General features: G+C 35.0%; 23 protein-coding genes. 7 read left to right on the top strand and 16 right to left on the bottom strand.

Annotation, left to right across the window (positions count from 1 at the left end; genetic code table 11):
* Positions 1-6: 6 nt before the first annotated feature.
* Both AYC65_RS17615 and AYC65_RS17610 read right to left on the bottom strand, forming a co-directional pair.
* Positions 7-1,047 carry an SPFH domain-containing protein gene (locus AYC65_RS17615; protein ID WP_234300381.1) on the bottom strand — a complete coding sequence of 347 codons (1,041 nt, stop codon included), beginning with the start codon at positions 1,045-1,047 and terminating at the stop codon, positions 7-9.
* Positions 1,048-1,212: 165 nt separating this feature from the next.
* The gene (locus tag AYC65_RS17610; RefSeq protein WP_034871929.1) at positions 1,213-1,896 is read right to left on the bottom strand and encodes an NUDIX hydrolase; all 684 of its coding nucleotides are present in this window, start codon (positions 1,894-1,896) and stop codon (positions 1,213-1,215) included.
* A 95-nt stretch (positions 1,897-1,991) separates the two neighbouring features.
* On the opposite strand from AYC65_RS17610, the gene AYC65_RS17605 reads away from it, so the two are divergent.
* Positions 1,992-2,438: a GNAT family N-acetyltransferase gene (locus tag AYC65_RS17605; RefSeq protein WP_034871931.1), complete on the top strand. Its 447-nt coding sequence runs from the start codon at positions 1,992-1,994 to the stop codon at positions 2,436-2,438.
* A gap of 113 nt (positions 2,439-2,551) precedes the next feature.
* Entirely contained in the window at positions 2,552-3,196 is a 645-nt protein-coding gene (locus AYC65_RS17600; protein WP_034871933.1) for a DUF1579 domain-containing protein, read from the top strand.
* A 43-nt stretch (positions 3,197-3,239) separates the two neighbouring features.
* Here AYC65_RS17600 and lepA read toward each other — a convergent pair whose 3' ends face one another.
* The 5 genes from lepA to AYC65_RS17575 form a co-directional block, all read right to left on the bottom strand.
* Positions 3,240-5,036 (bottom strand): translation elongation factor 4, encoded by a 1,797-nt coding sequence (gene lepA / locus AYC65_RS17595; protein ID WP_034871934.1) that lies wholly within the window; start codon positions 5,034-5,036, stop codon positions 3,240-3,242.
* A 177-nt stretch (positions 5,037-5,213) separates the two neighbouring features.
* A complete protein-coding gene (locus AYC65_RS17590; protein ID WP_223200193.1) occupies positions 5,214-5,687 on the bottom strand; it encodes a hypothetical protein in 474 nt (157 codons plus the stop codon).
* A gap of 2 nt (positions 5,688-5,689) precedes the next feature.
* Positions 5,690-6,250, bottom strand: a complete 561-nt coding sequence (locus AYC65_RS17585) for a hypothetical protein (RefSeq protein WP_034871936.1) — start codon at positions 6,248-6,250, stop codon at positions 5,690-5,692.
* An 18-nt stretch (positions 6,251-6,268) separates the two neighbouring features.
* Positions 6,269-6,826, bottom strand: a complete 558-nt coding sequence (locus tag AYC65_RS17580; protein ID WP_034871938.1) for an RNA polymerase sigma factor — start codon at positions 6,824-6,826, stop codon at positions 6,269-6,271.
* Between the two features lie 142 nt (positions 6,827-6,968).
* Entirely contained in the window at positions 6,969-8,165 is a 1,197-nt protein-coding gene (locus tag AYC65_RS17575; protein ID WP_034871939.1) for an MFS transporter, read from the bottom strand.
* A gap of 86 nt (positions 8,166-8,251) precedes the next feature.
* On the opposite strand from AYC65_RS17575, the gene AYC65_RS17570 reads away from it, so the two are divergent.
* The 4 genes from AYC65_RS17570 (at position 8,252) to AYC65_RS17555 (ending at position 10,549) form a co-directional block, all read left to right on the top strand.
* A complete protein-coding gene (locus tag AYC65_RS17570) occupies positions 8,252-8,626 on the top strand; it encodes a winged helix-turn-helix transcriptional regulator (protein ID WP_034871940.1) in 375 nt (124 codons plus the stop codon).
* A gap of 36 nt (positions 8,627-8,662) precedes the next feature.
* Positions 8,663-9,415 carry a Rossmann-like and DUF2520 domain-containing protein gene (locus AYC65_RS17565; protein ID WP_034871941.1) on the top strand — a complete coding sequence of 251 codons (753 nt, stop codon included), beginning with the start codon at positions 8,663-8,665 and terminating at the stop codon, positions 9,413-9,415.
* Positions 9,405-9,923, top strand: a complete 519-nt coding sequence (locus AYC65_RS17560; protein ID WP_034871942.1) for a KdsC family phosphatase — start codon at positions 9,405-9,407, stop codon at positions 9,921-9,923. Before AYC65_RS17565 ends, AYC65_RS17560 begins: the two co-directional genes overlap by 11 nt.
* Positions 9,924-9,988: 65 nt before the next feature.
* A complete protein-coding gene (locus AYC65_RS17555) occupies positions 9,989-10,549 on the top strand; it encodes a Maf family nucleotide pyrophosphatase (protein ID WP_034871944.1) in 561 nt (186 codons plus the stop codon).
* 197 nt (positions 10,550-10,746) lie between these two features.
* Here the strand turns inward: AYC65_RS17555 and tsaB are convergent, their stop codons facing one another.
* The 7 genes from tsaB to rpiB all read right to left on the bottom strand — a co-directional run bounded on the left by tsaB (position 10,747) and on the right by rpiB (position 16,936).
* Positions 10,747-11,424: a tRNA (adenosine(37)-N6)-threonylcarbamoyltransferase complex dimerization subunit type 1 TsaB gene (gene tsaB, locus AYC65_RS17550; protein WP_034871945.1), complete on the bottom strand. Its 678-nt coding sequence runs from the start codon at positions 11,422-11,424 to the stop codon at positions 10,747-10,749.
* Between the two features lie 58 nt (positions 11,425-11,482).
* Positions 11,483-12,232 (bottom strand): SDR family NAD(P)-dependent oxidoreductase, encoded by a 750-nt coding sequence (locus tag AYC65_RS17545; protein WP_034871946.1) that lies wholly within the window; start codon positions 12,230-12,232, stop codon positions 11,483-11,485.
* An 81-nt stretch (positions 12,233-12,313) separates the two neighbouring features.
* The gene (locus tag AYC65_RS17540) at positions 12,314-12,676 is read right to left on the bottom strand and encodes a YraN family protein (RefSeq protein ID WP_034871947.1); all 363 of its coding nucleotides are present in this window, start codon (positions 12,674-12,676) and stop codon (positions 12,314-12,316) included.
* 5 nt (positions 12,677-12,681) lie between these two features.
* Complete coding sequence (locus AYC65_RS17535; protein ID WP_034871949.1) at positions 12,682-13,611, bottom strand: S66 peptidase family protein; 930 nt, start codon at positions 13,609-13,611, stop codon at positions 12,682-12,684.
* Positions 13,611-14,303, bottom strand: a complete 693-nt coding sequence (locus AYC65_RS17530; RefSeq protein WP_034871950.1) for a LysE family translocator — start codon at positions 14,301-14,303, stop codon at positions 13,611-13,613. Before AYC65_RS17530 ends, AYC65_RS17535 begins: the two co-directional genes overlap by 1 nt.
* Before the next feature lie 6 nt (positions 14,304-14,309).
* Positions 14,310-16,463, bottom strand: a complete 2,154-nt coding sequence (rnr, locus tag AYC65_RS17525) for a ribonuclease R (RefSeq protein ID WP_034871952.1) — start codon at positions 16,461-16,463, stop codon at positions 14,310-14,312.
* A gap of 41 nt (positions 16,464-16,504) precedes the next feature.
* Complete coding sequence (gene rpiB / locus AYC65_RS17520; RefSeq protein ID WP_034871954.1) at positions 16,505-16,936, bottom strand: ribose 5-phosphate isomerase B; 432 nt, start codon at positions 16,934-16,936, stop codon at positions 16,505-16,507.
* A gap of 649 nt (positions 16,937-17,585) precedes the next feature.
* Between rpiB and AYC65_RS17515 the strand changes: the two genes are divergently transcribed.
* Positions 17,586-18,776 (top strand): phosphoglycerate kinase, encoded by a 1,191-nt coding sequence (locus AYC65_RS17515; protein WP_034871955.1) that lies wholly within the window; start codon positions 17,586-17,588, stop codon positions 18,774-18,776.
* Between the two features lie 521 nt (positions 18,777-19,297).
* Here the strand turns inward: AYC65_RS17515 and AYC65_RS17510 are convergent.
* Together AYC65_RS17510 and mnmG are read right to left on the bottom strand one after the other, a co-directional pair.
* Positions 19,298-20,113, bottom strand: coding sequence for a class I SAM-dependent methyltransferase (locus AYC65_RS17510; RefSeq protein WP_034871956.1), 816 nt, complete (start codon positions 20,111-20,113; stop codon positions 19,298-19,300).
* 106 nt (positions 20,114-20,219) lie between these two features.
* Positions 20,220-22,082, bottom strand: coding sequence for a tRNA uridine-5-carboxymethylaminomethyl(34) synthesis enzyme MnmG (mnmG, locus tag AYC65_RS17505; protein ID WP_059333874.1), 1,863 nt, complete (start codon positions 22,080-22,082; stop codon positions 20,220-20,222).
* Between the last annotated feature and the right edge of the window lie 16 nt (positions 22,083-22,098).

Raw genomic sequence — 22,098 nt, 5'->3', positions numbered from 1 at the left:
TTTCTTTTAATTTTCAGTGAGTAAGTTCTCTAGCAAATCTGGGCTAATATTAAGATTACCTATTTTACCGGCATTCTCCGCAAGCTCTCTGAAGGCCAATGCAATATTGGTTCTGGCATCGTGACCTCCATTTAAAGCTGTAAGAATTTTCCAGTCGATATCTTTATATGCATTCAGAGATGTTTCCAGTATATATCCTTGTGTTTCTGCCTCTTTTCTGTCATTTTCCGTTTTCTGATCTATAAGTTGCTTTCTCTGATTTTCGACTGCAATATCAGCAGAGATTTTCATTTCTCTAAGAATTTTATTATTCTCTTCTCTCTGAACATCTGCCTCCATCCTTTTCTCATCTATTTGCTTCTGTTTTTCTTCTATAGCAATTTCAGTATTCAGTTCAGACTCTTTAATTTTCCGTTCTTGTTCTACTGCAAAGTTCCTTCTTTCATAAATCGCTTCATCTGCCTGTTGCTGTAGTTTTTCTCTTGTTTCCGTTTCCAAAGCCCTTGCCATTTCAGGAGTTGTCTGTACCGCCAGAATATTTACACCAATAATTTCAATACCCATAGCCTGAATAGTTTCAGACACTTTTAACCCTTCCAATATATTCCCTTCGATATTCTGTGCAGAACGGATTGCTTCTTTCAAGCTAAGATGATGAATAAAGGATGATGTAGAAGTCTGTGCCAGGTTAATGATTCGTTGATTCAGCTTTTCTATATCATTTTTCTTGTATACTCCAGATTCGTCTACAGTAAAATCAAGTGTATTAGAAAGCACTTTTGGATCTGTAATTTTGTAGCTTATCTGTCCCTGAATTTTTACACTCTGGTAATCCATTGTATTCTCACTAAAGATAAACGGAAGATCGTTACTCCCCATAGGAATTGCAGCGATAGAGCTGTTTGGAGCAAAATAGAAGAACGATAAACCTCTTCCTTCTTTTACGATTTTTCCATTTCTAAAATGAAGCACGTAAGTCATTGAGTCGAATTTAATGTGTCTGAAACCAAACATAGCCTTGAGTTTTATAATTAATATTTGTGTCATTTTTACGCTAATTAAAGAAGATACAATTATATCTCTACGATATAAAAACAATTTCTAATTGCGTTATTATTACACAAATATAAAAAGATATTAAATTACCAACAAAGTATATTTGCGTCTATTTCACGCTAATTTATTTAACTTATTGATTTACAGAAGTGAAAATTATAGGAGCTTTATTTCAAAATAGAATCCATCTTCTTCAAGTTCTTTATATTTCTCTTGATTGAATGTAAATAGTTTACCTGGTCTTCCACTTCCCTCTTTTTTAAAGTTTTGGGTTTCATTAAGCAACCCATAGCTCATCATTTTTTTCCGAAAGTTCCTCCGGTCAATCTCCTGCCCAATAATCGTTTTATAGAGGTTTTCCAGGTCCGAGAAAGGGAATTCTTCTGCCAGAAGATTAAAACCAATGGGTTGATACTGTATTTTGGTACGCAGTCTTTTTAAAGCTGTATCTACTATACTCTTATGATCAAATGCCAGATTTGGCAATTTATTAATGCTAAACCATTGTGCATCCTCTGCATCAGAATCTGCAAAAAGTTCATGATACGAAGGATTTACAAGTCCGAGATAGGCAATTGAAACAACCCTGTTTCTCGGGTCCCTTCCTACATGCCCAAAGCTGTACAATTGTTCCAGAAAATCAGGTTTTATTCCGGCTTCTTCATACAATTCTCTCTTTACAGCAGTATCCAAATCTTCATCATCAAGAACCAATCCTCCCGGCAAAGCCCACCCTCCTTTAAAAGGATCAATTTTTCTTTTAATAAGAAGAATCTGTAGGTCTTCTTTATCAAAATATCCAAAAACAACTGCGTCTACTGCTACTTTAATATTCTGCATAATACAATTTGCGTTACCAATACACAAAAATAAGATTTAAATTGATTTCTATCTGTCATAAAATTTCATAATTTTATTTGATTATAAACGAAACCATGATTATAAAAAGAGTTGACTCAACTGATAAGGATTTTCAAAACCTTGTCAGGTCATTAGATGCTGATTTGGCCATTCGCGATGGTGATGATCATGCTTTTTACCACCAGTTCAACAAAATAGATTTACTAAAAAATTGTGTTGTAATCTATATGGATAAGCATGCCGTAGCATGTGGAGCCTTCAAATCCTTTTCGGAAGACAGTGTGGAAATAAAAAGGATGTATACTAATCCTGAAAAGCGGAAATCTGGCTTGGCCTCCAGAATACTATATGAACTGGAGATTTGGGCTAAAGAAAACGGATATAAAAAATGTGTATTGGAGACAGGTATAAAGCAACATGAAGCAATTGCTCTTTATCAGAAAAACAAATACTATAAAATACCTAATTACGGCCAATACATAGACGTTGAGAATAGCATATGTTTTGAAAAACAATTGTAATTATTTAATAAAAAACAGACTCAAAAATTATATAAATTAAATAAATAAACAACTTAATAATAAAAATTCATAATTTTAATATTGAAATATAAACCTTTTAAAATTAAACAATTATGAAAAAATTATTATTGATTTTTGGGACAGCAATGCTATTTGTTGCCTGTGATAAAATGAAAAATACCAGCGAGAAAGAAAGTGAGAAAACAGACCCCTCTACAGCAAGCTCTGACTGGAAACCTGTAGATTCTGCTACAGCAAATAAAGCATGGATGGAATATGCTACTCCCGGCAAACTGCACAAAGTACTTGCAAAATATGACGGAAACTGGACTGGTGAAACAACTACATGGATGGAAGAAGGCGGCCAGCCTGCTAAAAGTACTTCGGATTGTACTAATAAAATGATTTTTGGCGGACGCTACCAACTAAGTAATTACAAAGGAAATTTCATGGGAATGCCTTTTGAAGGAATGAGTATTATGGGATACGATAATGCCAAGAAAAAATTTGTAAGTACCTGGATTGACAATATGGGAACGGGAATGATGACGGCTGAAGGAGAATGGAATCCTTCAAAAAAGTCTATAGAATTTAAAGGGAAAATGACTGACCCTACACAGGCTAATAAAGAATGCGGAATAAGAGAAGTCTACACTTTTAATGATGACAATACACATACTCTGGAAATGTTCGGACCAGGCTCTAAAACTGGTAAGGAAATGAAAACAATGGAGATTAAGTTTGTACGCAAGAAATAACAATAAATAAAAAGACCGGAAACAGTTCCGGTCTTTTTTATATTTAGTCATTAAGCTTTAATACTGCCATGAACGCTGATTGTGGCACTTCTACTCTACCAATCTGTTTCATTTTCTTTTTACCCTCTTTCTGTTTCTCCAAAAGCTTACGTTTTCTGGAGATGTCACCACCATAACATTTTGCTGTTACATCTTTTCTAAGGGCTTTAATAGTCTCTCTTGCGATAACTTTAGTTCCTAATGCTGCCTGAACTGCAATATCAAACTGTTGTCTCGGGATTAGTTCACGCAGCTTCTCACACATTTTCTTACCGATGTGGTATGCGTTACTATCGTGAATTAATGAAGACAAGGCATCCACCATATCACCATTAATCAGAATATCCATTTTTACAAGCTTAGAAGCTCTGAATCCAATTGGATGGTAATCGAATGAAGCATAACCTTTAGAAATTGATTTAAGACGGTCGTAGAAGTCAAATACAACTTCTGCCAATGGCATATTGAAGATTAGCTCAACTCGCTCTGAAGTCAAATAACTCTGGTTAACGATTTCACCTCTTTTCTCAATACATAAAGTCATTACCGAACCTACAAAATCCGATTTAGTAATGATAGATGCTTTAATATAAGGCTCTTCTACTCTGTCCATAATTGATGGATCCATCATTTCTGAAGGGTTATTAATCAGAATCGGAACTTCAGGTTCCTTTTTAGAATACCCAAAGTAAGACACGTTCGGAACCGTAGTAATAACGTTCATATTAAACTCTCTATCCAGACGCTCCTGAACAATTTCCATGTGCAGCATTCCAAGGAATCCGCATCGGAAACCGAAGCCTAATGCTGCTGAACTTTCTGGTTCAAAAACCAGAGAAGCATCATTAAGCCTTAGTTTTTCAAGTGAAAATCTAAGTTCTTCAAAATCCTCAGAGTCAATCGGGTAAATACCGGCAAATACCATCGGTTTTACTTCCTCAAAACCTTCAATTGGTCCTGATGCAGGTCTGTCAAAAGAAGTAATGGTATCCCCTACTTTTACCTCTCTTGCATCTTTAATACCGGAAACCAGATAACCAACATCACCACACTGAATGGTTTTCTTTGGTACCTGCTTTAGTTTCAAGGTTCCTACTTCATCTGCACCATATTCTTTACCAGTAGCAAAGAATTTAATTTTTTCATTTTTAGAAATACTTCCGTTTACAACTTTAAAGTAAGCTTCAATACCTCTGAATGGGTTGTATACCGAGTCAAAGATCAATGCCTGAAGTGGTGCTTCAGGGTCTCCTACAGGTGCAGGAATTCTTTCAACAATTTGCTCTAACAGGTTATGAACTCCTTCTCCTGTTTTACCTGAAACACGAAGTACGTCTTCATATTCACAACCGATAAGATTCATAATCTCATCTGTTACTTCTTCAGGGTTTGCAGAAGGAAGGTCTATTTTATTAAGAATAGGAATAATGGTAAGATCATTCTCCAATGCCAGGTAAAGGTTGGAAATAGTCTGAGCCTGAATACTCTGTGCAGCATCTACAATAAGCAAAGCTCCTTCACATGCAGCGATTGAACGGGAAACTTCATATGAAAAATCCACGTGTCCCGGGGTATCAATAAGGTTAAGGATAAACTTTTCCCCTTTATACTCATAGTCCATTTGAATTGCGTGGCTTTTAATGGTAATTCCACGCTCTTTTTCCAGGTCCATATCATCAAGAGTCTGCGACTGCAATTCTCTTTGTGATACAGTATTTGTATATTCTAAAAGCCTATCAGCCAAAGTACTTTTACCGTGGTCGATATGGGCGATAATGCAAAAATTTCTTATATTCTTCATCGAATCTATTAGTATCTGCAAAGATATTGATTTTGAACCAAAAACCTAAAAATAAAAAACCCTGCCTAAGCAGGGTCTAACACTAAAACTACTATTAATGAAAAATGCTATTTTACAAGCGTTTATCCAATTTTTAAGGAGGATATGTTAGAGTCATTCCTCATTGACTTAGTATATTTACTTTTTCTCTTCTTCCTGATGTTTTTTATCCATTATCCTCCGCCCCATTCTTTTCTCCATTTCAAACATTTTTTCAAGTTGTTTAGGAGTCAGAACTTTCAAAAACCGATCAGCATATGTTCTTTTGTTGTTTAATAGTTTCTGTGAAACATCAAACCCTGTATAAATTTTTTCTTTTGTTTCTTCTTCAGAAAGTTCCGGCTTGTTATATTTTTCCTTGAACTCCTTCATTACAAACATCTGGCTTACCTCATAATTATTGTAAACCTCTCTGAAAGCTTTTTCCTGATTTTCATTCAGTCCAAGATTTTTAACAAGGATATCAACTCTTGCCTGATGGTAATCGTTCATTCTTTCCTCCTTCGTTTCTGTATTTCCACCAGAAGAAAGGTTGCTTTTAATCTGAGCATGTGTTGAAGAAAACATTCCTAACAATACTAAGAAGCTTAATATTTGTGCTGTTTTTATCATTATTAATATAAGTCTAAATAAGTATCAATCTCATATTTTTTACTCTGCTCAGCCAACTCCTGAGAGCTTAAATTGCTTATAGCTTTGTCAAATTTTTTATCAACTGCATTGATAGCTTTTGGTCTGCTATATGCATTTTTAGAATCTGTAAGCATTGCTTTCTTAGAGTTAGATGCAGAATTTTCAGCAAAGTTAAATCCGTCATCAGATTTTTTTCGATTTTCTGCAATTCCTTCGCCAGAACCCTCATCAGAAGGCTGTTTTTTATCATCAGAATTTTCTGCAACCTTAGGCTGTATATTCTCTGCCACTATTTCCCTGTCTACTATTTTCTCCTGTGTCTGTACAGCACTGTTGTTTGTATAGTAGAATAAAATAGTTCCTACAATAAGAGCCAAAGAAGCTGCAATACCGGACAGCATTCTCATAGAAAGTATTTTTCCCTTAGGCTTCTTGTGTTCTGCCACTCTTTCAAGGACATTACTCTGCATATCTTTGAAAAAGCCTTCAGGAACATCGTAAATATTACGGCGTTCAAAATCTTCAATATCTGTCTTTTTCATCTTTATTTATTTCCTTTTTTATTCAAATTCCTCAATGTTCTGCCGCAAATACTCTGTTACTTTTTCTTTTGCGTAATGATAGTTTGTTTTTAATGTTCCAACCGACATATCCAGTATCTTAGACATTTCTTCATAAGGAAGATCGTCATAGTACTTCAGCGTGAAAACCAATCTCTGCTTTTCGGGCAGGCACTGGATTGCCTTCTGTAACATAATTTCTAATTCTTCAGCATCGTGCTTTGCATTTTCTGCAACAGCATTCTGTAGATAATACTCTGCTCCCTCATCAGTCAACTTCATTTTTTTTATCTTATTCAGGTGTTGCAAAGCTTCATTTGTAGCAATCCGATAAAGCCATGTATACAACTGGCTACCTCCTTTAAATTTATCAAAATTATGATAAACTTTTACAAATGTATCCTGTAACAAATCCTGAGCATCATCATGCTGAACCACCAGCCTTCTAATATGCCAGTATAATCGACTCTGATAGGCACTCATAAGCATCCGAAGTCCCTCTTCACGGGTCTTCGGAGACTTCATTTGTTCAATAATGAGCCCCTCATCGATTTTCATTCCTTTGTTGGATATCAAATTCTATGAAAAGTTAAATTATTTTTTTCTTACATATACTTTATTTTATAAAAAAGCCCTGATCATTGTCTGACCAGGGCGTATAAATTAAATATAAAATTTTAATACTAATTGAATAAAACTCCTACTCTGTCAGGAATTCGGCTTCCTGAATTTTATGATTACAATTTTGTTCTCTGTTTTTCTTCAGATAAGAGTTAATAGCGAGAATAAGCAGAGAAATAATACCAAACGCTGCTCCTATCCATGGTGTAACAGAAATTCCTTTTGAAACAATAATCCACCCTCCTATTGAGGTTCCTAAGGCAACACCAAGGTTACCTGTTGAGTTTTGCAAACTGTTGGCAAACTCTAGTGCATAAGAGGGTGCATTAGAAACCATATAAACAACAGCTATCATTACACACGGACCATACCAGAATCCCCAGATAGAAATGATACCAATTGTAAGTACCGGATTGGTATTGAAATTCAATAAAAAAGGAAGTACAATCGTTCCTAAAGAAAACAATACTACTGCCGGCATCATTTTCCTGTTAAGCATTTTTCTGGCAACCCAATTAGAAGCAACCCCCATTACTCCAAATAAAAAGATCATATAGCTGGTTGTTTTTTCATCCATTGCCAGGCTTTTTTGGAGGTATTCTGCAATATAACTGTAAGTGCAGAACCATGCAGTTATAAGAAACAAGTTAAAAGCCATGCTTAGTAGGAATACGGGATCTTTAAGAATAACCAACTGTTTCTTTAGTGAGGTTGTTTCTTTAGGTGCCGGAACTGATGGCAGCATTTTATAAATAATAATAATAGTAAGAAGGCTAATAATTGCCTGTAAAACATAGGCAGCCTGCCATTGCTGAAAAACTCCTGATACATAGCCTGAAAGTGGAACTGTAACTACTGAAGCAACAGCAATTCCGCTTATAACTATTCCTATAAGTTCATTCTTATATTTCTCGTCTCCCAAAGCCACTGCCGCATAAATAGCTGCAGCAATACAGGTAGGCTGCAGGAAGGCTGGCAACATTCTAACAATGAGTAAAACCCCAAATGGAGGAGCCAGAATCGATAAAATATCCGATAATAAAAATAAGACCATCGCGACTAACATTATCTTTTTCCGATTAAATCCGGAGGTAAGAAGTGTAATTACAGATCCGGTAACTGCTATTGTAATCGAAAAAATACTCAAAAGACTTCCGGCCTTATCTATAGAAACTCCATAATATTCTGAGATCTGAGGAAGTATACTGATAACTCCAAACTCTGTACTAATAATTCCAATTAATGTGAGGCACCCTATATAAGCTGCTTTTTTCATTCTGATTTTTCTTTCAAAATTAGATTTATACGTCTAAATTTGCATATAGTACGTTAAATTGTATGTTACTGTAAAAAAAGTAAGTAATGGGGAAAATAAAAGAAACATCAACCAATAATATAAATAAACAATACATTATAGAATGTGATACGCCTTATGCTATCTCACAGATTGGAGGGCGGTGGAAACTTCTTATTTTGTGTCAGTTAGAGGGTGGAAAAAAGCGCTTTGGAGAACTTCACAAGAGTATTTGTAATATTACCGAACGAATGCTTACCACACAACTTCGTGAACTGGAAAAAAGCAGTATTATCAAAAGAACTGTATATGCTGAAGTTCCGCCACGGGTGGAGTATGAATATACTGAAATGGGGTTGGAGCTGGTTCCTATTCTAAAGCAATTAGGCTGTTGGGGAGCCAGAATCCGTAAAATTACTAAAGAAGAATCTTCAGAAGAATAAGACCACATCCTAAAATCTTATACCTATATTTGTAGTATGACGACAGTAATAATAGGCTCAGGGAATGTTGCCTGGCACATGGCTAAAGCCTTTAAAGAAGCAGGAATAGATCTTATTCAGCTTTATGGAAGAAATGAACGGGATCTAAAAAAATTATCCTCAGAAATTAATGTTGAATATTCCACCGATCAGCTAAAACAAGCAGATTTTTATTTGATCTGTACCAGTGATAAGGCAATAGCTGAAGTTTCTAAACAGATACCATATGAACAAGTTCTTGTAGCACACACATCAGGATCCTTATCACGTGATGTGCTGGAAGGACCATACCGAAAAGCCTGCTTTTATCCGCTGCAGACTTTTTCTAAAAGCAGAAAATTAGATTATTCAAAAATTCCGCTTTTTGTAGATGCAGGGTGGGAGAGTGACAATATTCTTTTAACTGATCTGGCAAATAAAATCAGCACTAATGTGATGCGCATCAATCATGAGCAAAGGAAACAAATGCATCTTTCTGCTGTATTTGCCTGCAACTTTGTCAACCATCTTTATGCTCAGGCTGAAGTAATATGTAAGCAGAATGATATTCCGTTCAATTACCTTTTACCATTAATAGAAGAAACTGCTGATAAAATAAAAACAATTTCTCCTAAAGATGCGCAGACAGGCCCCGCTGTAAGAAATGATCAGAATGTAATCCGGTTTCAGGAAAATCTGATTGACAATGATAATCAGCTTAATATTTATAAAATACTTACCGAATCTATAACCAAAATGTATGAGCTATAAAGAGAATCTGAAAAATATAAAAGCATTTGTATTCGATGTAGATGGCGTTTTTACGGATGGATCTATTATCCTTCAACCAGATGGAAGCATGAGCCGTATTATGAATGTACTGGACGGATATGCAATCGTAAAAGCTATTAAAGAAGGCTTTGTAATCGGCATTATTACTGGCGGGAATGACCCTATGGTAAAAAACAGAATGCAGTATCTGGGAGTAACGGACATTTACATGAAATCTCATGATAAAATGGAAGACTTTGAAGATTTTGTTTCAAAATATCAGTTTCAGAACCACGAGATTTTATTTATGGGGGATGATATCCCGGATAAATATGTTATGGAAAAAGTAGGAATTGCTGCATGCCCAATTAATGCAGTCCCGGAAGTAAAAGAGATCTCTCATTATATTTCCAATATCCACGGAGGAAAAGGATGTGTCCGTGATGTTGTAGAGCAGGTGATGAAGGCTCAGGGAAAATGGCATGATGATAATACCCAAAGCATCTGATAAAGTACGAAGTTAGAAGTACTAGATCAGAAATAATAAATACGAAAAAAAAGAGAATAAGAAATATGAAGATTTTATTAGCTTCACAATCTCCGAGAAGAAAAGAGCTTATTTCGGCTCTTAGTTATGACTTTAGCACTGTAAAAATAGATTGTGAGGAAATCTACCCGGAATCTTTACCGGTTGCTGAAATACCATCTTATTTGGCCGAATTAAAGGCTAAAGCATATACTGCCATAAAAAATGACGAAATCCTGATTACTGCAGATACTATCGTCGTACAAGATGGGGAAGTACTGGGAAAACCAAAAGGAGAGGAGGGTGCAAGAGAAATGTTGAGAAAACTTTCCGGAAAAACACACCAGGTAATTACAGCTGTCCGTATTTCATCAGGTGAAAAATTCTTTACATATACAGATATTGCCGATGTTGAAATGGAAGATATTTCGGATGAGGAAATAGATTTCTATATCAGTAATTACAAGCCAATGGATAAAGCCGGAGCCTACGGAATACAGGAATGGTTAGGTATGGCCAAAATAAAGCGTATTAATGGAAGTTTTTACACCATAATGGGACTTCCGACACATTTGGTTTATAAAGGACTGAAGGAATTCGGATTATAATTCAAAATTCTATACAGGTTCCGCTCCATAGGAGTGGTTCTGTAATGCTTTTTTGTAGTTTTTATTTTATGTTTTTAAAACGATTTGTAAAATTACAATACTCCAGCGCAAAAGTACAATTTATCAGTCTTGGCAAGGTTTGAAACCTTGTCAAGACTACAAATAAACGATTTTACAATTTTGCAGTTTGGATAACATTAATTACCTGCCGATTTTTTCTTTACCCCTTGAAAATCTTTCAGATAAAAAGGCTCAAAATAAGCGATATCTTCAAAGTTTTTATTTTTTACAGCTTCTGATGCCTTGCGTACAAGATATTGAGCAGAAGGATAGATCTCATCTTTGTATTCCGCTTTTGAAAGCTGCAGTATTTCCTGAGATTTTTTTGCTCCATCTCCAACAAACAGAACTTTATAATCCTGATACTCCGAAAAGCTATTCTCATCCAGGATTTTGGCTTCAGTGGGAGAGACTTCCTCTCTTTTCTGATTAAACACCTTGGTATAAACTTCCATTCTGCGGGCATCCATCATAGGAATGATATAATCATATTCACCATTGAAATATGGCTCAGCCATTGCATCAAGAGAGTTAACAGTTACCAAAGGAATATTCAAACCAAAACAAAAGCCTTTAGCTGAAGCTGCTCCAATACGCAAACCTGTATAAGAACCAGGCCCTTTGCCCAGGCATACAGCTTCTATATCTTTAAGACTAAGCTCAGCTCCTTCTAATGCCCATTCTACAAAAGTATGCAGACTTTCAGATTGTTTATAATTTTCAGAAGTTTCCTCACAAAGGCTCAACAATTTCTCATCATCAGAGATTGCTACTGAGCAGTTTTTAGAAGAAGTTTCCAGGTACAAAATTTTCATGCTGCAAAGTTATAAAAAGTTAAGAGGTTATGAGAACACTGTAATCATTTCCCAATATCTATTTTCTGAAAATCTGGGTAGGAGAGGCCTGCGCAGAAGGGTAGATGGTCATATCAGCAATTGTCACATGCTTTGGAGCATTTACAACATAGGAAATAACATCTGCAATGTCTTCAGCTTTCAGCGCTTCATATCCTGCATAAACTGTTGCTGCTCTGTCTTTATCACCTTTAAAACGAATTTCTGAAAATTCTGTTTCTACAGCTCCTGGTGCAAGATCAGTTATTTTAATTCCAAATTCTGTAAGTTCCAGACGCATACCTTCACTTATTGTTTTTACTGCTTTTTTGGAAGCACAATAAACAACTCCATTAGCATAAGTCTGCAATGCTGCTACAGAGCTAATGTTGATGATATGTCCGGAAGTTCTTTCTTTCATCCCGGGAATAATGCATTTAGACACATATAAAAGCCCTTTTACATTCCCATCCATCATCATATCCCAGTCAGAAACTTTACCCTCTGTAAGCGGCTCTAAACCGTGTGCATTTCCGGCGTTGTTAATCAGTATATCTATAGCTTGCCATTCTGCAGGAAGGCTTCCAACAGCATTCTGTACTTCTTCATAATTTCGAACATCGAAAGTAAGTGTATATACATCCGTTTTTTGTGCTAATTCTCCTGCAAGTTCTTCAAGAATTTCTTTTCTTCTTCCACAAAGAATAAGTCTGTAGTTTTCACCAGCAAGTCTTGTCGCTGCTGCTTTTCCTATTCCGGATGTTGCTCCGGTTATGAATGCTGTTCTCATAAATAAATGTAGCAATGTAATAGCCTGACAGCCTACCAATAATTGGTATATTTTCACACTGTCAGCTGGTTAGTATAATATTCAATCGATGCTTTCAAAAGCATCATCTATATATTCAAGGGTATATTTTCCGTTTTCAGACAGGATACTGATAATATCAAATTGGACTTCTACTTCTTCATCCAGATTTTGCACAAATTCATTAGCTGCCATAATCAGTAATTTTCTCTTTTTCCGATTAACTGCTTCCTCAGGTGAGATAAAATCATCTGAAGTTCTGGCTTTTACTTCCACAATATGGATTATATTACCCTTTCTGGCAATAATATCTATTTCCGATTTTTGCCAGTACCAGTTTCGGGCTAAAATCTGATAATGATTTTGCTTTAAAAAAATGACAGCCTGTTCTTCTGCCAGCTTCCCAAAATCATTATGTTCAGCCATTCGTTTTATTTAAAAGTAATCTGTGCTTTATCTTTTACATTCATTTCTACTTCAGCACCTATTATCAGAGGCTGATTATCGAAAATATGTCCGTTTGCCAATCCGTATGCAACCGGAAAATCGTATTTATCTAATTTCTGAGCAATAATTTCATAAGCCATAGGATCGAAAGAAGATTCATAATGCTCATTGGTTTTCTCATCTCCCATACCTGTCATTCCACCAACAATTAATCCTTTTATCTTCCCAAAGACTCCGTTTAATTCCAGATTCATGAGCATGCGGTCCAATGCATAGAACTGCTCTCCGATATCTTCAATGAATAAAATTTTGTCTTTGAAATCAAAAGAATATTTAGATCCCATAACACTGTAAATCATTGCCAGATTTCCACCTACAAGCTGAGCTTTGGCTTTGCCTTTCTTATTTAAAGAATTATTTTCAATAATATATTGAGTTTTCTTACCACTCAGAATATTAAAAATTCCTTCATAAGAAGCTTCGGAAACGCCCTGAGAAGATGTTTTAATACTTTGTCCGTGAACAGAAGCAAAACCATTTTTCAGTAAATAACTCTGCAGCACAGTAACATCAGAGTATCCGATAAGGTATTTAGGATTCTTTCGGTATTTTTTCAGATCTATTTGTTGTAGAAGCTGTGCACATCCATATCCGCCGCGCGTAGTCCATATAGCACCAAAATCACCATCTAAAGCCCATTGAAGATCGGATAATCTTTCTTCAGGAGTTCCGCCGTAGTTATAACCATTACTGTACTTTGAATAGACATTTGAGCCTAAAACAGGTTCGTAACCTTTGCTTTTTATAAGCGCTAAAGTTTTATCCAGCTGTCCCGGCTCTATAGTGCCTGCCGGAGTTATTACCGCAATAGTACTTCCTTTTTTAATCTTATTCGGAAAAACAATCTCTTTCATTATTTTTTCTGATCTGTGTTATGGTCAAGTTTATGGTATCCGCTTTCCTCTAATTTCTTATCAAACTGATTGAATTTTTTAAAACTCTGTAGGAATATAAATACGCTGAAAGCAACCAGAATGAAGCCTACCAGCTTCCTGATTTTATTCGCAACCTTATCATTTAGTTTATTATGAAACTGTTTTGCCAAAAGAATTTTAAAGACATCAATACTGAGATAGGTGAGGATTACAAGGCCTATATATAGCAAAAATTCATCTGCACTTGGATAATTTTTTCGTACCGAAATTACTGTTACAAGCCAAAAAAGTACTACTCCTATATTCAGAATATTGAAAAGAAAACCATTAATAAAGGTTTTAAAATAATTCTGACTAATAAGTTTTTGCTCTCCTTCCACATGCATTTTTGTCTTGGTGAGGATCATAAAAACAGCGTACATAAGGACAATGAAGGCTGTAATTCTGTAAAAACTAGGATGCCGGTCTATAATTGTTACCAGATCGTGACTGCTGTAATATGCAGCAACAATACAGGTAATATCAGCTAATATAACACCCAGATCTAAAGCCAATGCATGTCTGGGGCCCCGCGTAAAACTAGTTTCAATCAACAGGAAAAATATAGGTCCAATGAAGACCAGACTAAGCATAATGCCTAATCCTACAGCAGATAAAATTAGTTCTAACATAAATTTTTATTGAATCAGTTTAAAATCCAGCTGCTTGGCAATTATATTCGCCTTTACAACCTTTATCTCTACTTCGTCTCCTAATTGATATGTATTTCCGTGCGTCATGCCTACAATAGCATAATTCTTTGCATCAAACATATAAGAATCATCTGTAAGATCACGTAATCTTATGAGTCCTTCGGCACCATTTTCAGGGATTTCTACATAGATTCCCCAATCGGTAACACCCGAAATAACTCCTTTGAAGGTTTCTCCCACATGTTTCTCCATAAATTTAACCTGCATAAATTTGATGGAATCTCTTTCAGCATCAGCTGCTAAACGTTCCATCTGGCTACAGTGCTTGCATTTTTCTTCATATTCAGCCACATTCGGAGACTTTCCTCCGTCCAGATAATGCTGCAAAAGTCTGTGAGCCATAACATCCGGATAACGACGAATAGGGGAGGTAAAATGCGAATAATATTCAAAAGCTAACCCATAATGCCCAATATTCTCGGTAGAATAAACGGCCTTACTCATACTACGCATAGCAAGAGTTTCAATCATATTTTCTTCTCCTTTTCCTTTTACTTCGGAAAGAAGTTTATTCATAGATTCCGAAATTTTATTCCGGTTAGAAATATTCATTTTATATCCGAAAGTATGTACAAAATCTCTTAATGAAGCCAATTTTGTAGGATCCGGATCATCATGAATACGATAAATAAATGTATTGTTTGTTGGTTCGTTCTTTCTGGTAAGAGAAACAAACTCCGATACTTTTTTATTAGCCAGAAGCATGAATTCTTCAATCAGGTGGTTAGCATCTTTACTGATTTTGAAATAAACGCCGATTGGCTGACTTTCTTCATTCAGGTTGAAACGTACTTCCGCTCTGTCAAACGCAATAGCTCCATGCTTCATACGATCCTTACGAAGTATTTTTGCTAAAGAATCCAAAAGGTTTATTTCTTCTGCAAGATCTCCTTCTTTAGTTTCGATTCTTTCCTGTGCTTCTTCATAGGTAAATCTTCTGTCTGAATTAATAACTGTTCTACCGAACCATTCTTTTTGAATTTCGGCTTTGTCATTTAATTCAAAAACTGCTGAAAAAGTAAATTTCTCTTCGTTTGGACGAAGAGAACATAATTCATTACTCAATACTTCCGGAAGCATAGGTACCACTCTGTCTACAAGATATACAGAGGTAGCTCTGTCATAAGCCTCCTGATCCAATAACGTTCCGGGCTGTACATAGTAAGATACATCTGCAATATGAACTCCTACTTCAATATTACCATTTTCAAGTTTGCGTAGTGAAAGAGCATCATCAAAATCCTTTGCATCCTTAGGGTCTATTGTGAAAGTAAGTATATCACGCATATCCCAGCGCCTAGCAATTTCCTGTTCCGATAATGTCCGGTCAATTTTTTGAGCTTCAGCCTCAACTTCAGGAGGGAAATTATAAGGTAGTCCGTATTCGGCAAGTATAGAATGGATCTCAGTTTCATGATCTCCCGGATGTCCAAGTACTTCAGTAATTTCTCCTTCAGGATTTTTACTCTTATCGTCCCAACCCAGCATTTTGACAATAACTTTGTCACCATCTTTTGCACCGTTAAACTTAGTCTTAGGAATAAAGATATCGGTATTAATAATTTTTTTATCAAAAATAACAAAGCCAAAGTCCTTGGAAGCAATGTATTGGAATGTCCCTACAAACTGAGTACGGCTTCTTTCAATAACATCTACTACTGCTCCTTCCAGTTTTTTTCCTTTAAAATGAAAAGGAACTATTGTAACCGTATCTCCCTGTAGAGCATTTTTTACATTTTTCTGATGTACAAATACATCATCACTAACGCCTTCTACTTTTACATAAGCGTTGCCAGATTGGTTAAAATCTATTACACCAGTAAGAGTATCGCTTATTTCTATATTCAGGATATATTTACCCTTTTCTACTTCTTTTATTTTATTTTCTGACAACAAAATATGCAATGTCTGTATAACCTGCTCACGCTGCCTTGGGTTTTTAAACTCTATGCCTTCAGCAATCTGTTTATAATTATAGATTTTAGAAGTTTTCTTAGACATAAACCTTACAATCAATCTTCCTATATCATGTAATTTGTCATTATTTTTTTTACTTAAATTTCTCTTCTTCCTAGGCATAGTATAGTGTTTAAAAAATTATAAACTATAAATATAGTTTATTAACAGAATTTGATTTTATTAACTCTGTTTTGGTGTCTTCCTCCTTCAAAATTAGTTATAAGAAAAGCATCTACCATTTGCTTTGCTAAATCTTCAGAAACAAATCTTGCAGGGATAGACATCATATTTGCATCGTTGTGCTGTCTTGCTAATTCTGCTATTTCTACTTCCCAGCATAATGCACATCTGATTCCCTGGTGTTTGTTAGCAGTAATCTGTACTCCGTTTCCGCTTCCACAGATCAGAATTCCTAATTCGAATTCTCCGTTTTCAACAGCAGAAGCTGCAGGATGTACAAAATCCGGATAATCTACACTGTCTGTAGAGTAAGTTCCGAAGTCCTTTATCTCGTATTTTCCATCAAGGTATTTCTTTATGATCTCTTTATATTCGAAACCAGCGTGATCTCCTGCGATAGCAATCTTTTTCATTTTCCTTTTTATCTTTATTATTAGTATAGATACAAATTTACTCTAAATTTAATTATAAAGAACGAAATACAAAATATGAATTATAGGACACCTGTCTGTTTATAATCAAATTCAGCTCAACTTATCAACTATATATTAATATAGGTAATCCTTACAGAAACGCACCAGTAAAAGGTTTCCATAAAAACGCCAATAAAATGTGGGAAAGTATGTTAATAACTATGGAAAACTATCCGAGAACTTTATTTTCTATTTTAAGAAAAATTAACTAATGAGAATTTTTAGTGAAATAAAAAAAACTTTTTTCATTTTCTTTTCAGGGATAAAACAAAGAAGTTATACCCAGAGAAAAAGAACAACTTTATCCCTATCCATAGTTATCCACAGAGTGTGGATAACGTTATAACTCATTGATTTTTATATATTTTTAGTGTTAATAAAGTATTAGTTATGTAAAGATTAAATATGAGTAAAAATGAGCTTATTTTTTTTCCACAATTCCTAACGCTACAACAGTATAACACATTCTTTTTTTTTCTTTTATAAAATTTAATTGTTAAAATCTGTGAATGCATTGTTGATTTCTCGTTTGGCTTTCTTCGTTTTTTTTCGCTGAGATGTCCTACATTTGTGCAAATAAGTTTTGTATATGAAAAGCATTAATGAATTTAATTTTTCAGGAAAGAGAGCATTGATCCGTGTGGATTTTAATGTTCCCCAGAATGAAGAAGGCAAGGTTACTGATAACACCAGAATTGTAGCTGCCAAACCAACTATTGACAAAGTTCTGAATGATGGTGGATCCGTTATACTAATGACACACCTTGGAAGACCAAAAGGGCAGAAGGATCCTAAATTTTCTCTTGAAGCAATTGTTGATGAAGTTTCTTCTGTTTTAGGAAGACCGGTTAAATTTGCAAAGGATTGTATTGGCGCTGTTGCTGAAGAAGCTGTAGCTGAATTAAAGCCTGGAGAAGTTCTTCTTTTAGAAAATCTAAGATATTATAACGAAGAAGAGGAAGGAAATAAGGACTTTGCTGGCCAGTTGGCAAAACTTGGTGATATTTATATTAATGACGCATTTGGGACAGCTCACCGTAAGCATGCTTCTACAGCAGTTATTGCTGAATTTTTCCCGGAAAACAAAACTTTTGGTTTCTTAATGGCTCAGGAACTTGATGCTATTGATAAAGTTCTCCATAATGGTGAAAGACCTATTACTGCAATTTTAGGTGGATCTAAAGTTTCTTCTAAAATCACTATTATTGAAAATATTCTCCCGGCTGTAGATAATCTTATTATTGGTGGTGGAATGGCTTTCACTTTTATTAAAGCAAAAGGAGGACATATTGGTAATTCTCTTGTAGAAGATGATAAACAAGAATTGGCTCTGCAAATTTTGAAAAGTGCTGCGGAAAATAATGTTAAGGTTTATCTGCCGATAGATGTAATAGCTGCTAAAGAATTTAATAATGATGCTGAATCAAAGCAATTTGATGCATATGATATTCCTGAAGGATGGATGGGGCTTGACGCAGGAGAAAAAACTTCTGAGAAATTTAATGATGTTGTCCTTTCTTCCAAAACAATTTTATGGAATGGTCCGCTTGGAGTTTTTGAAATGCCAAATTTTGCAACCGGAACAATAAAATTAGGAGACAGTATTGCTGAAGCGACAGAACTTAATGCTTTTTCTCTAGTAGGAGGAGGAGATAGTGTTGCCTTTGCTAAACAATACGGATATGACGAAAAAGTTTCTTACGTTTCCACAGGAGGAGGAGCAATGTTAGAAAGTTTGGAAGGAAAAGAACTTCCTGGTGTTGCAGCTATTAAAAATTAATTTATAAGATTTTTGCAATGCTAAATATTGAATCCTTCAGAAAAGAAGGATTCATTTCACACAAATATTTTGTGGTAGTTATCTATTTCTTCAGATTAGTTTTTTTTCTGCAGAGTTTTTTGGTTATGCAGTAATAAAATAATTTCAACAAAATTTCTTTTTCGAATTTTGTTAAAAATACCCAGATCAGTAAAATGACTGTATAGTTTATTATAAATAATTTTGATAATAGAGTAGAGGAGGATTATTCTTATTCAGGAATCTTAGTTTGTAAATTATAACTCTGTTCCTGGAATTGGAAATGTAAAATTTCTTTTCATTCGATTATTGAATTTGTTCCACAAGAATTAAATTTAGTAATGAGTTGGATTTTTATTTTCTGAAGGAACTAAGAATATAAAATTGGAGGATCTGGAATACTTTAAGATTTCTAAATTTTCATAACATAAAAGAGCAAAACATCAGTTTTTGCTCTTTTATGTTTAAAATCGACCTTCAGAAATAGGTCTTATTTCTATTTTCTATATTTTTTCGATAATATATATCAATGAGGAAAAATCTCCTGTTTTTGACGCTTTACTGTTAGAAATTACTCCGCGAATTCCTCCTTTTAGCCAGGAAAATGAATTTTTCTTATACTTTTCACTTATTATAGAGATGTAATAGGAGTCGAGTAGGAGAGGGCTAATTTTTTTTAACGACCACCTTTCATTATTGAAAATAGATTTTATTCCTTCTTTAGAAAAATGGAAGATGTGACGTGGAACATCATAAGCTGCCCAGTATTCTTTATAATACTCAGCATCGTGACTTTTGTAATTTGGAACAGCTATTATCAATTTTCCTTTTGGCTTAATTTTTTTGTAAACTTCTTCTAAAAATTCTTCATAGTTGTCAATATGCTCAAAGACATGCCATAAGGTCATTGCATCTAAAGAATAATCTTCAATTTCAGAAAGATTATTTTTAATATTCGCTTCTCCTGTTTTTTGTTTTGCAGCATTCCTGGCACTTTCATTTGGTTCTATGCCGTATACTTCATAACTGGTTTTTATAAAATTCAGAAATTCTCCAGCTCCACATCCGTAATCCAAGATCTTTTTTCCCGTTTTTACTTCTGTATCTAAAATAGATTTTTTGTATTTTAAATTGAATTGTTGAAAGAATTTATAAATCTTTGTTTTTAAAGATTTGTCTTCCTGGTGATGCGAAATATAATCTTTGCTTTCGTAATATTTTGATAAATTTTCGGGCACTGGAAATGTTTTCAGGATTCCTTCCGAAATTTCTTTTACTTCAAATTCTTCCTGAGTGAGGAATAAATCTTTTATTTTCATCTAAAAAATCTTCTTTATACAAACATATAGAAAAAATTAAAACAACCATAACTTATGATTGTTTTAATAGTATTTTTCGTTAATGTTTCACGTGAAACATATATAATTATCTACCAAGAAAAATAAGCAGAATATTTATATCGGCAGGGGAGACCCCGCTAATTCTTCCTGCTTGTGCAATTGTTTCCGGACGAACAGAAGAAAGCTTTTGTTTAGCTTCTGCTGAAAGGCTGTTTACTTTAGAATAATCAAAATTTTCAGGAATTTTTATATTTTCAAGTCTGTGAAGTTTGGCAACATTTTCCTTTTCTTTATCTATATATCCCTTGTATTTTATATTGATTTCAGCCTGTTCTCTTACTTCGTCTGTATATTCTGCAGCCTTATTCTTGATTTCCTCTATAGCACAAAGTTTATTAAGGTCTATATTAGGTCTTGTCAGTATTTGTGCTGCTCTAAAACTTTGATTTACAGGGCTTGAACTGTTTTCTTCCAGAATTGGGTTTATATCATCTACTTTTACAGATGTAGCCTTAAGAAATTCTTCCAGTTCTGAGCTTTTAGCTATCTTATTTTCAACCTTTTGAAGTCTTTCATCGGAAGCTAAACCTAGTTTATGGGCTTTTTCTGTAAGTCTGATATCTGCATTATCCTGGCGGAGTAGAAGACGGTATTCAGCACGTGAAGTAAACATCCTGTATGGCTCCTCTGTCCCTTTTGTAATAAGATCGTCTACTAATACACCTATATAAGCTTCGTCTCTGCTTAGTATAAATTCCTCTTTATCAAAGATTTTGTTATGGGCATTTATACCAGCAATTAAACCTTGTCCTGCAGCTTCTTCGTAGCCTGTAGTACCATTGATCTGACCAGCAAAATATAGGTTGTCAATTATCTTGGTTTCTAAAGTATGCTTTAACTGGGTTGGTGGAAAGTAGTCATATTCAATAGCATATCCTGGTCTGAATACCTTTACATTCTCGAATCCCGGAATATGACGCATCGCTTTAATCTGTACGTCTTCCGGTAGGGAAGAGCTGAAGCCATTCACATATATTTCTATAGTATTCCAGCCTTCAGGTTCTACAAATAATTGATGTCTGTTTCTTTCTGCAAAACGGTTGATCTTATCCTCAATACTTGGGCAGTATCTTGGTCCTATACTCTGAATTGTTCCATTAAACATTGGAGATCTGTCAAAGCCAGATCTTAAAATATCATGAACAATCTCGTTAGTATAAGTAATGTGACAACTTCTTTGTTCTTTTAATTTAGGAGTGTCTAGATATGAAAACTTTTGTGGGTTTTCATCACCAGGCTGTTCTTCCATTTTAGAATAATCTAAGCTTCTTCCGTCTATGCGGGGTGGGGTACCGGTCTTCATTCTTCCGGCATCAAATCCTAAGCTTTCCAATTGTTCAGTAATTCCGAAAGCTCTTGGTTCACCCATTCTTCCTCCACCTAGCTGTTTGTCTCCAACATGGATTAATCCGTTTAGGAAAGTTCCGTTGGTTAGAACAACTGCTTTGGCTTTTATTTCTATTCCTAAAGAAGTAACAACACCTGCTACTTTGTTATTTTCAACAATCAGACTTTTTACCATATCCTGGAAGAAATCCAGATTCGGTGTCTGCTCCAGCATTGATCTCCATTCTGATGCGAAAAGCATTCTGTCATTTTGTGTTCTTGGAGACCACATTGCAGGTCCTTTAGAAAGATTAAGCATTTTGAATTGTATTGCACTTTTATCTGCTACAATCCCGGAGTATCCTCCCATTGCATCTATCTCTCTTACAATTTGCCCTTTGGCTATACCTCCCATAGCCGGGTTGCAGCTCATCTGTCCGATGGTTTGCATGTTCATTGTAACCAATAAAGTTTTTGATCCTAAATTGGCTGCAGCGGCTGCAGCTTCACTACCAGCGTGACCTGCTCCGACTACTATTACATCATATATTTGATCGATCATTTTTGAAATTGTTTCA

The organism is Elizabethkingia bruuniana (assembly GCF_002024805.1).
GTDB classification, from domain to species: Bacteria; Bacteroidota; Bacteroidia; order Flavobacteriales; family Weeksellaceae; genus Elizabethkingia; species Elizabethkingia bruuniana.
This window is presented reverse-complemented; position numbering and strand designations above follow the sequence as displayed.

Excerpts from the sequence above, each read along its gene's own strand:
- rpiB (WP_034871954.1), bottom strand. The coding sequence starts at position 16,936 with ATGAAAAAGATTGCTATCGCAGGAGATCACGCTGGTTTCGAATATAAA.
- AYC65_RS17535 (WP_034871949.1), bottom strand. The coding sequence starts at position 13,611 with ATGAAAGAGATTGTTTTTCCGAATAAGATTAAAAAAGGAAGTACTATT.
- AYC65_RS17570 (WP_034871940.1), top strand. The coding sequence starts at position 8,252 with ATGGGGAAAATAAAAGAAACATCAACCAATAATATAAATAAACAATAC.
- mnmG (WP_059333874.1), bottom strand. The coding sequence starts at position 22,082 with ATGATCGATCAAATATATGATGTAATAGTAGTCGGAGCAGGTCACGCT.
- AYC65_RS17515 (WP_034871955.1), top strand. The coding sequence starts at position 17,586 with ATGAAAAGCATTAATGAATTTAATTTTTCAGGAAAGAGAGCATTGATC.
- rnr (WP_034871952.1), bottom strand. The coding sequence starts at position 16,463 with ATGCCTAGGAAGAAGAGAAATTTAAGTAAAAAAAATAATGACAAATTA.
- AYC65_RS17545 (WP_034871946.1), bottom strand. The coding sequence starts at position 12,232 with ATGAGAACAGCATTCATAACCGGAGCAACATCCGGAATAGGAAAAGCA.
- AYC65_RS17605 (WP_034871931.1), top strand. The coding sequence starts at position 1,992 with ATGATTATAAAAAGAGTTGACTCAACTGATAAGGATTTTCAAAACCTT.
- AYC65_RS17575 (WP_034871939.1), bottom strand. The coding sequence starts at position 8,165 with ATGAAAAAAGCAGCTTATATAGGGTGCCTCACATTAATTGGAATTATT.
- AYC65_RS17565 (WP_034871941.1), top strand. The coding sequence starts at position 8,663 with ATGACGACAGTAATAATAGGCTCAGGGAATGTTGCCTGGCACATGGCT.
- AYC65_RS17560 (WP_034871942.1), top strand. The coding sequence starts at position 9,405 with ATGAGCTATAAAGAGAATCTGAAAAATATAAAAGCATTTGTATTCGAT.
- AYC65_RS17585 (WP_034871936.1), bottom strand. The coding sequence starts at position 6,250 with ATGAAAAAGACAGATATTGAAGATTTTGAACGCCGTAATATTTACGAT.
- AYC65_RS17580 (WP_034871938.1), bottom strand. The coding sequence starts at position 6,826 with ATGAAAATCGATGAGGGGCTCATTATTGAACAAATGAAGTCTCCGAAG.
- AYC65_RS17530 (WP_034871950.1), bottom strand. The coding sequence starts at position 14,303 with ATGTTAGAACTAATTTTATCTGCTGTAGGATTAGGCATTATGCTTAGT.
- AYC65_RS17600 (WP_034871933.1), top strand. The coding sequence starts at position 2,552 with ATGAAAAAATTATTATTGATTTTTGGGACAGCAATGCTATTTGTTGCC.
- AYC65_RS17615 (WP_234300381.1), bottom strand. The coding sequence starts at position 1,047 with ATGACACAAATATTAATTATAAAACTCAAGGCTATGTTTGGTTTCAGA.
- AYC65_RS17540 (WP_034871947.1), bottom strand. The coding sequence starts at position 12,676 with ATGGCTGAACATAATGATTTTGGGAAGCTGGCAGAAGAACAGGCTGTC.
- lepA (WP_034871934.1), bottom strand. The coding sequence starts at position 5,036 with ATGAAGAATATAAGAAATTTTTGCATTATCGCCCATATCGACCACGGT.
- AYC65_RS17590 (WP_223200193.1), bottom strand. The coding sequence starts at position 5,687 with ATGATAAAAACAGCACAAATATTAAGCTTCTTAGTATTGTTAGGAATG.
- AYC65_RS17510 (WP_034871956.1), bottom strand. The coding sequence starts at position 20,113 with ATGAAAATAAAAGATTTATTCCTCACTCAGGAAGAATTTGAAGTAAAA.
- tsaB (WP_034871945.1), bottom strand. The coding sequence starts at position 11,424 with ATGAAAATTTTGTACCTGGAAACTTCTTCTAAAAACTGCTCAGTAGCA.
- AYC65_RS17610 (WP_034871929.1), bottom strand. The coding sequence starts at position 1,896 with ATGCAGAATATTAAAGTAGCAGTAGACGCAGTTGTTTTTGGATATTTT.
- AYC65_RS17555 (WP_034871944.1), top strand. The coding sequence starts at position 9,989 with ATGAAGATTTTATTAGCTTCACAATCTCCGAGAAGAAAAGAGCTTATT.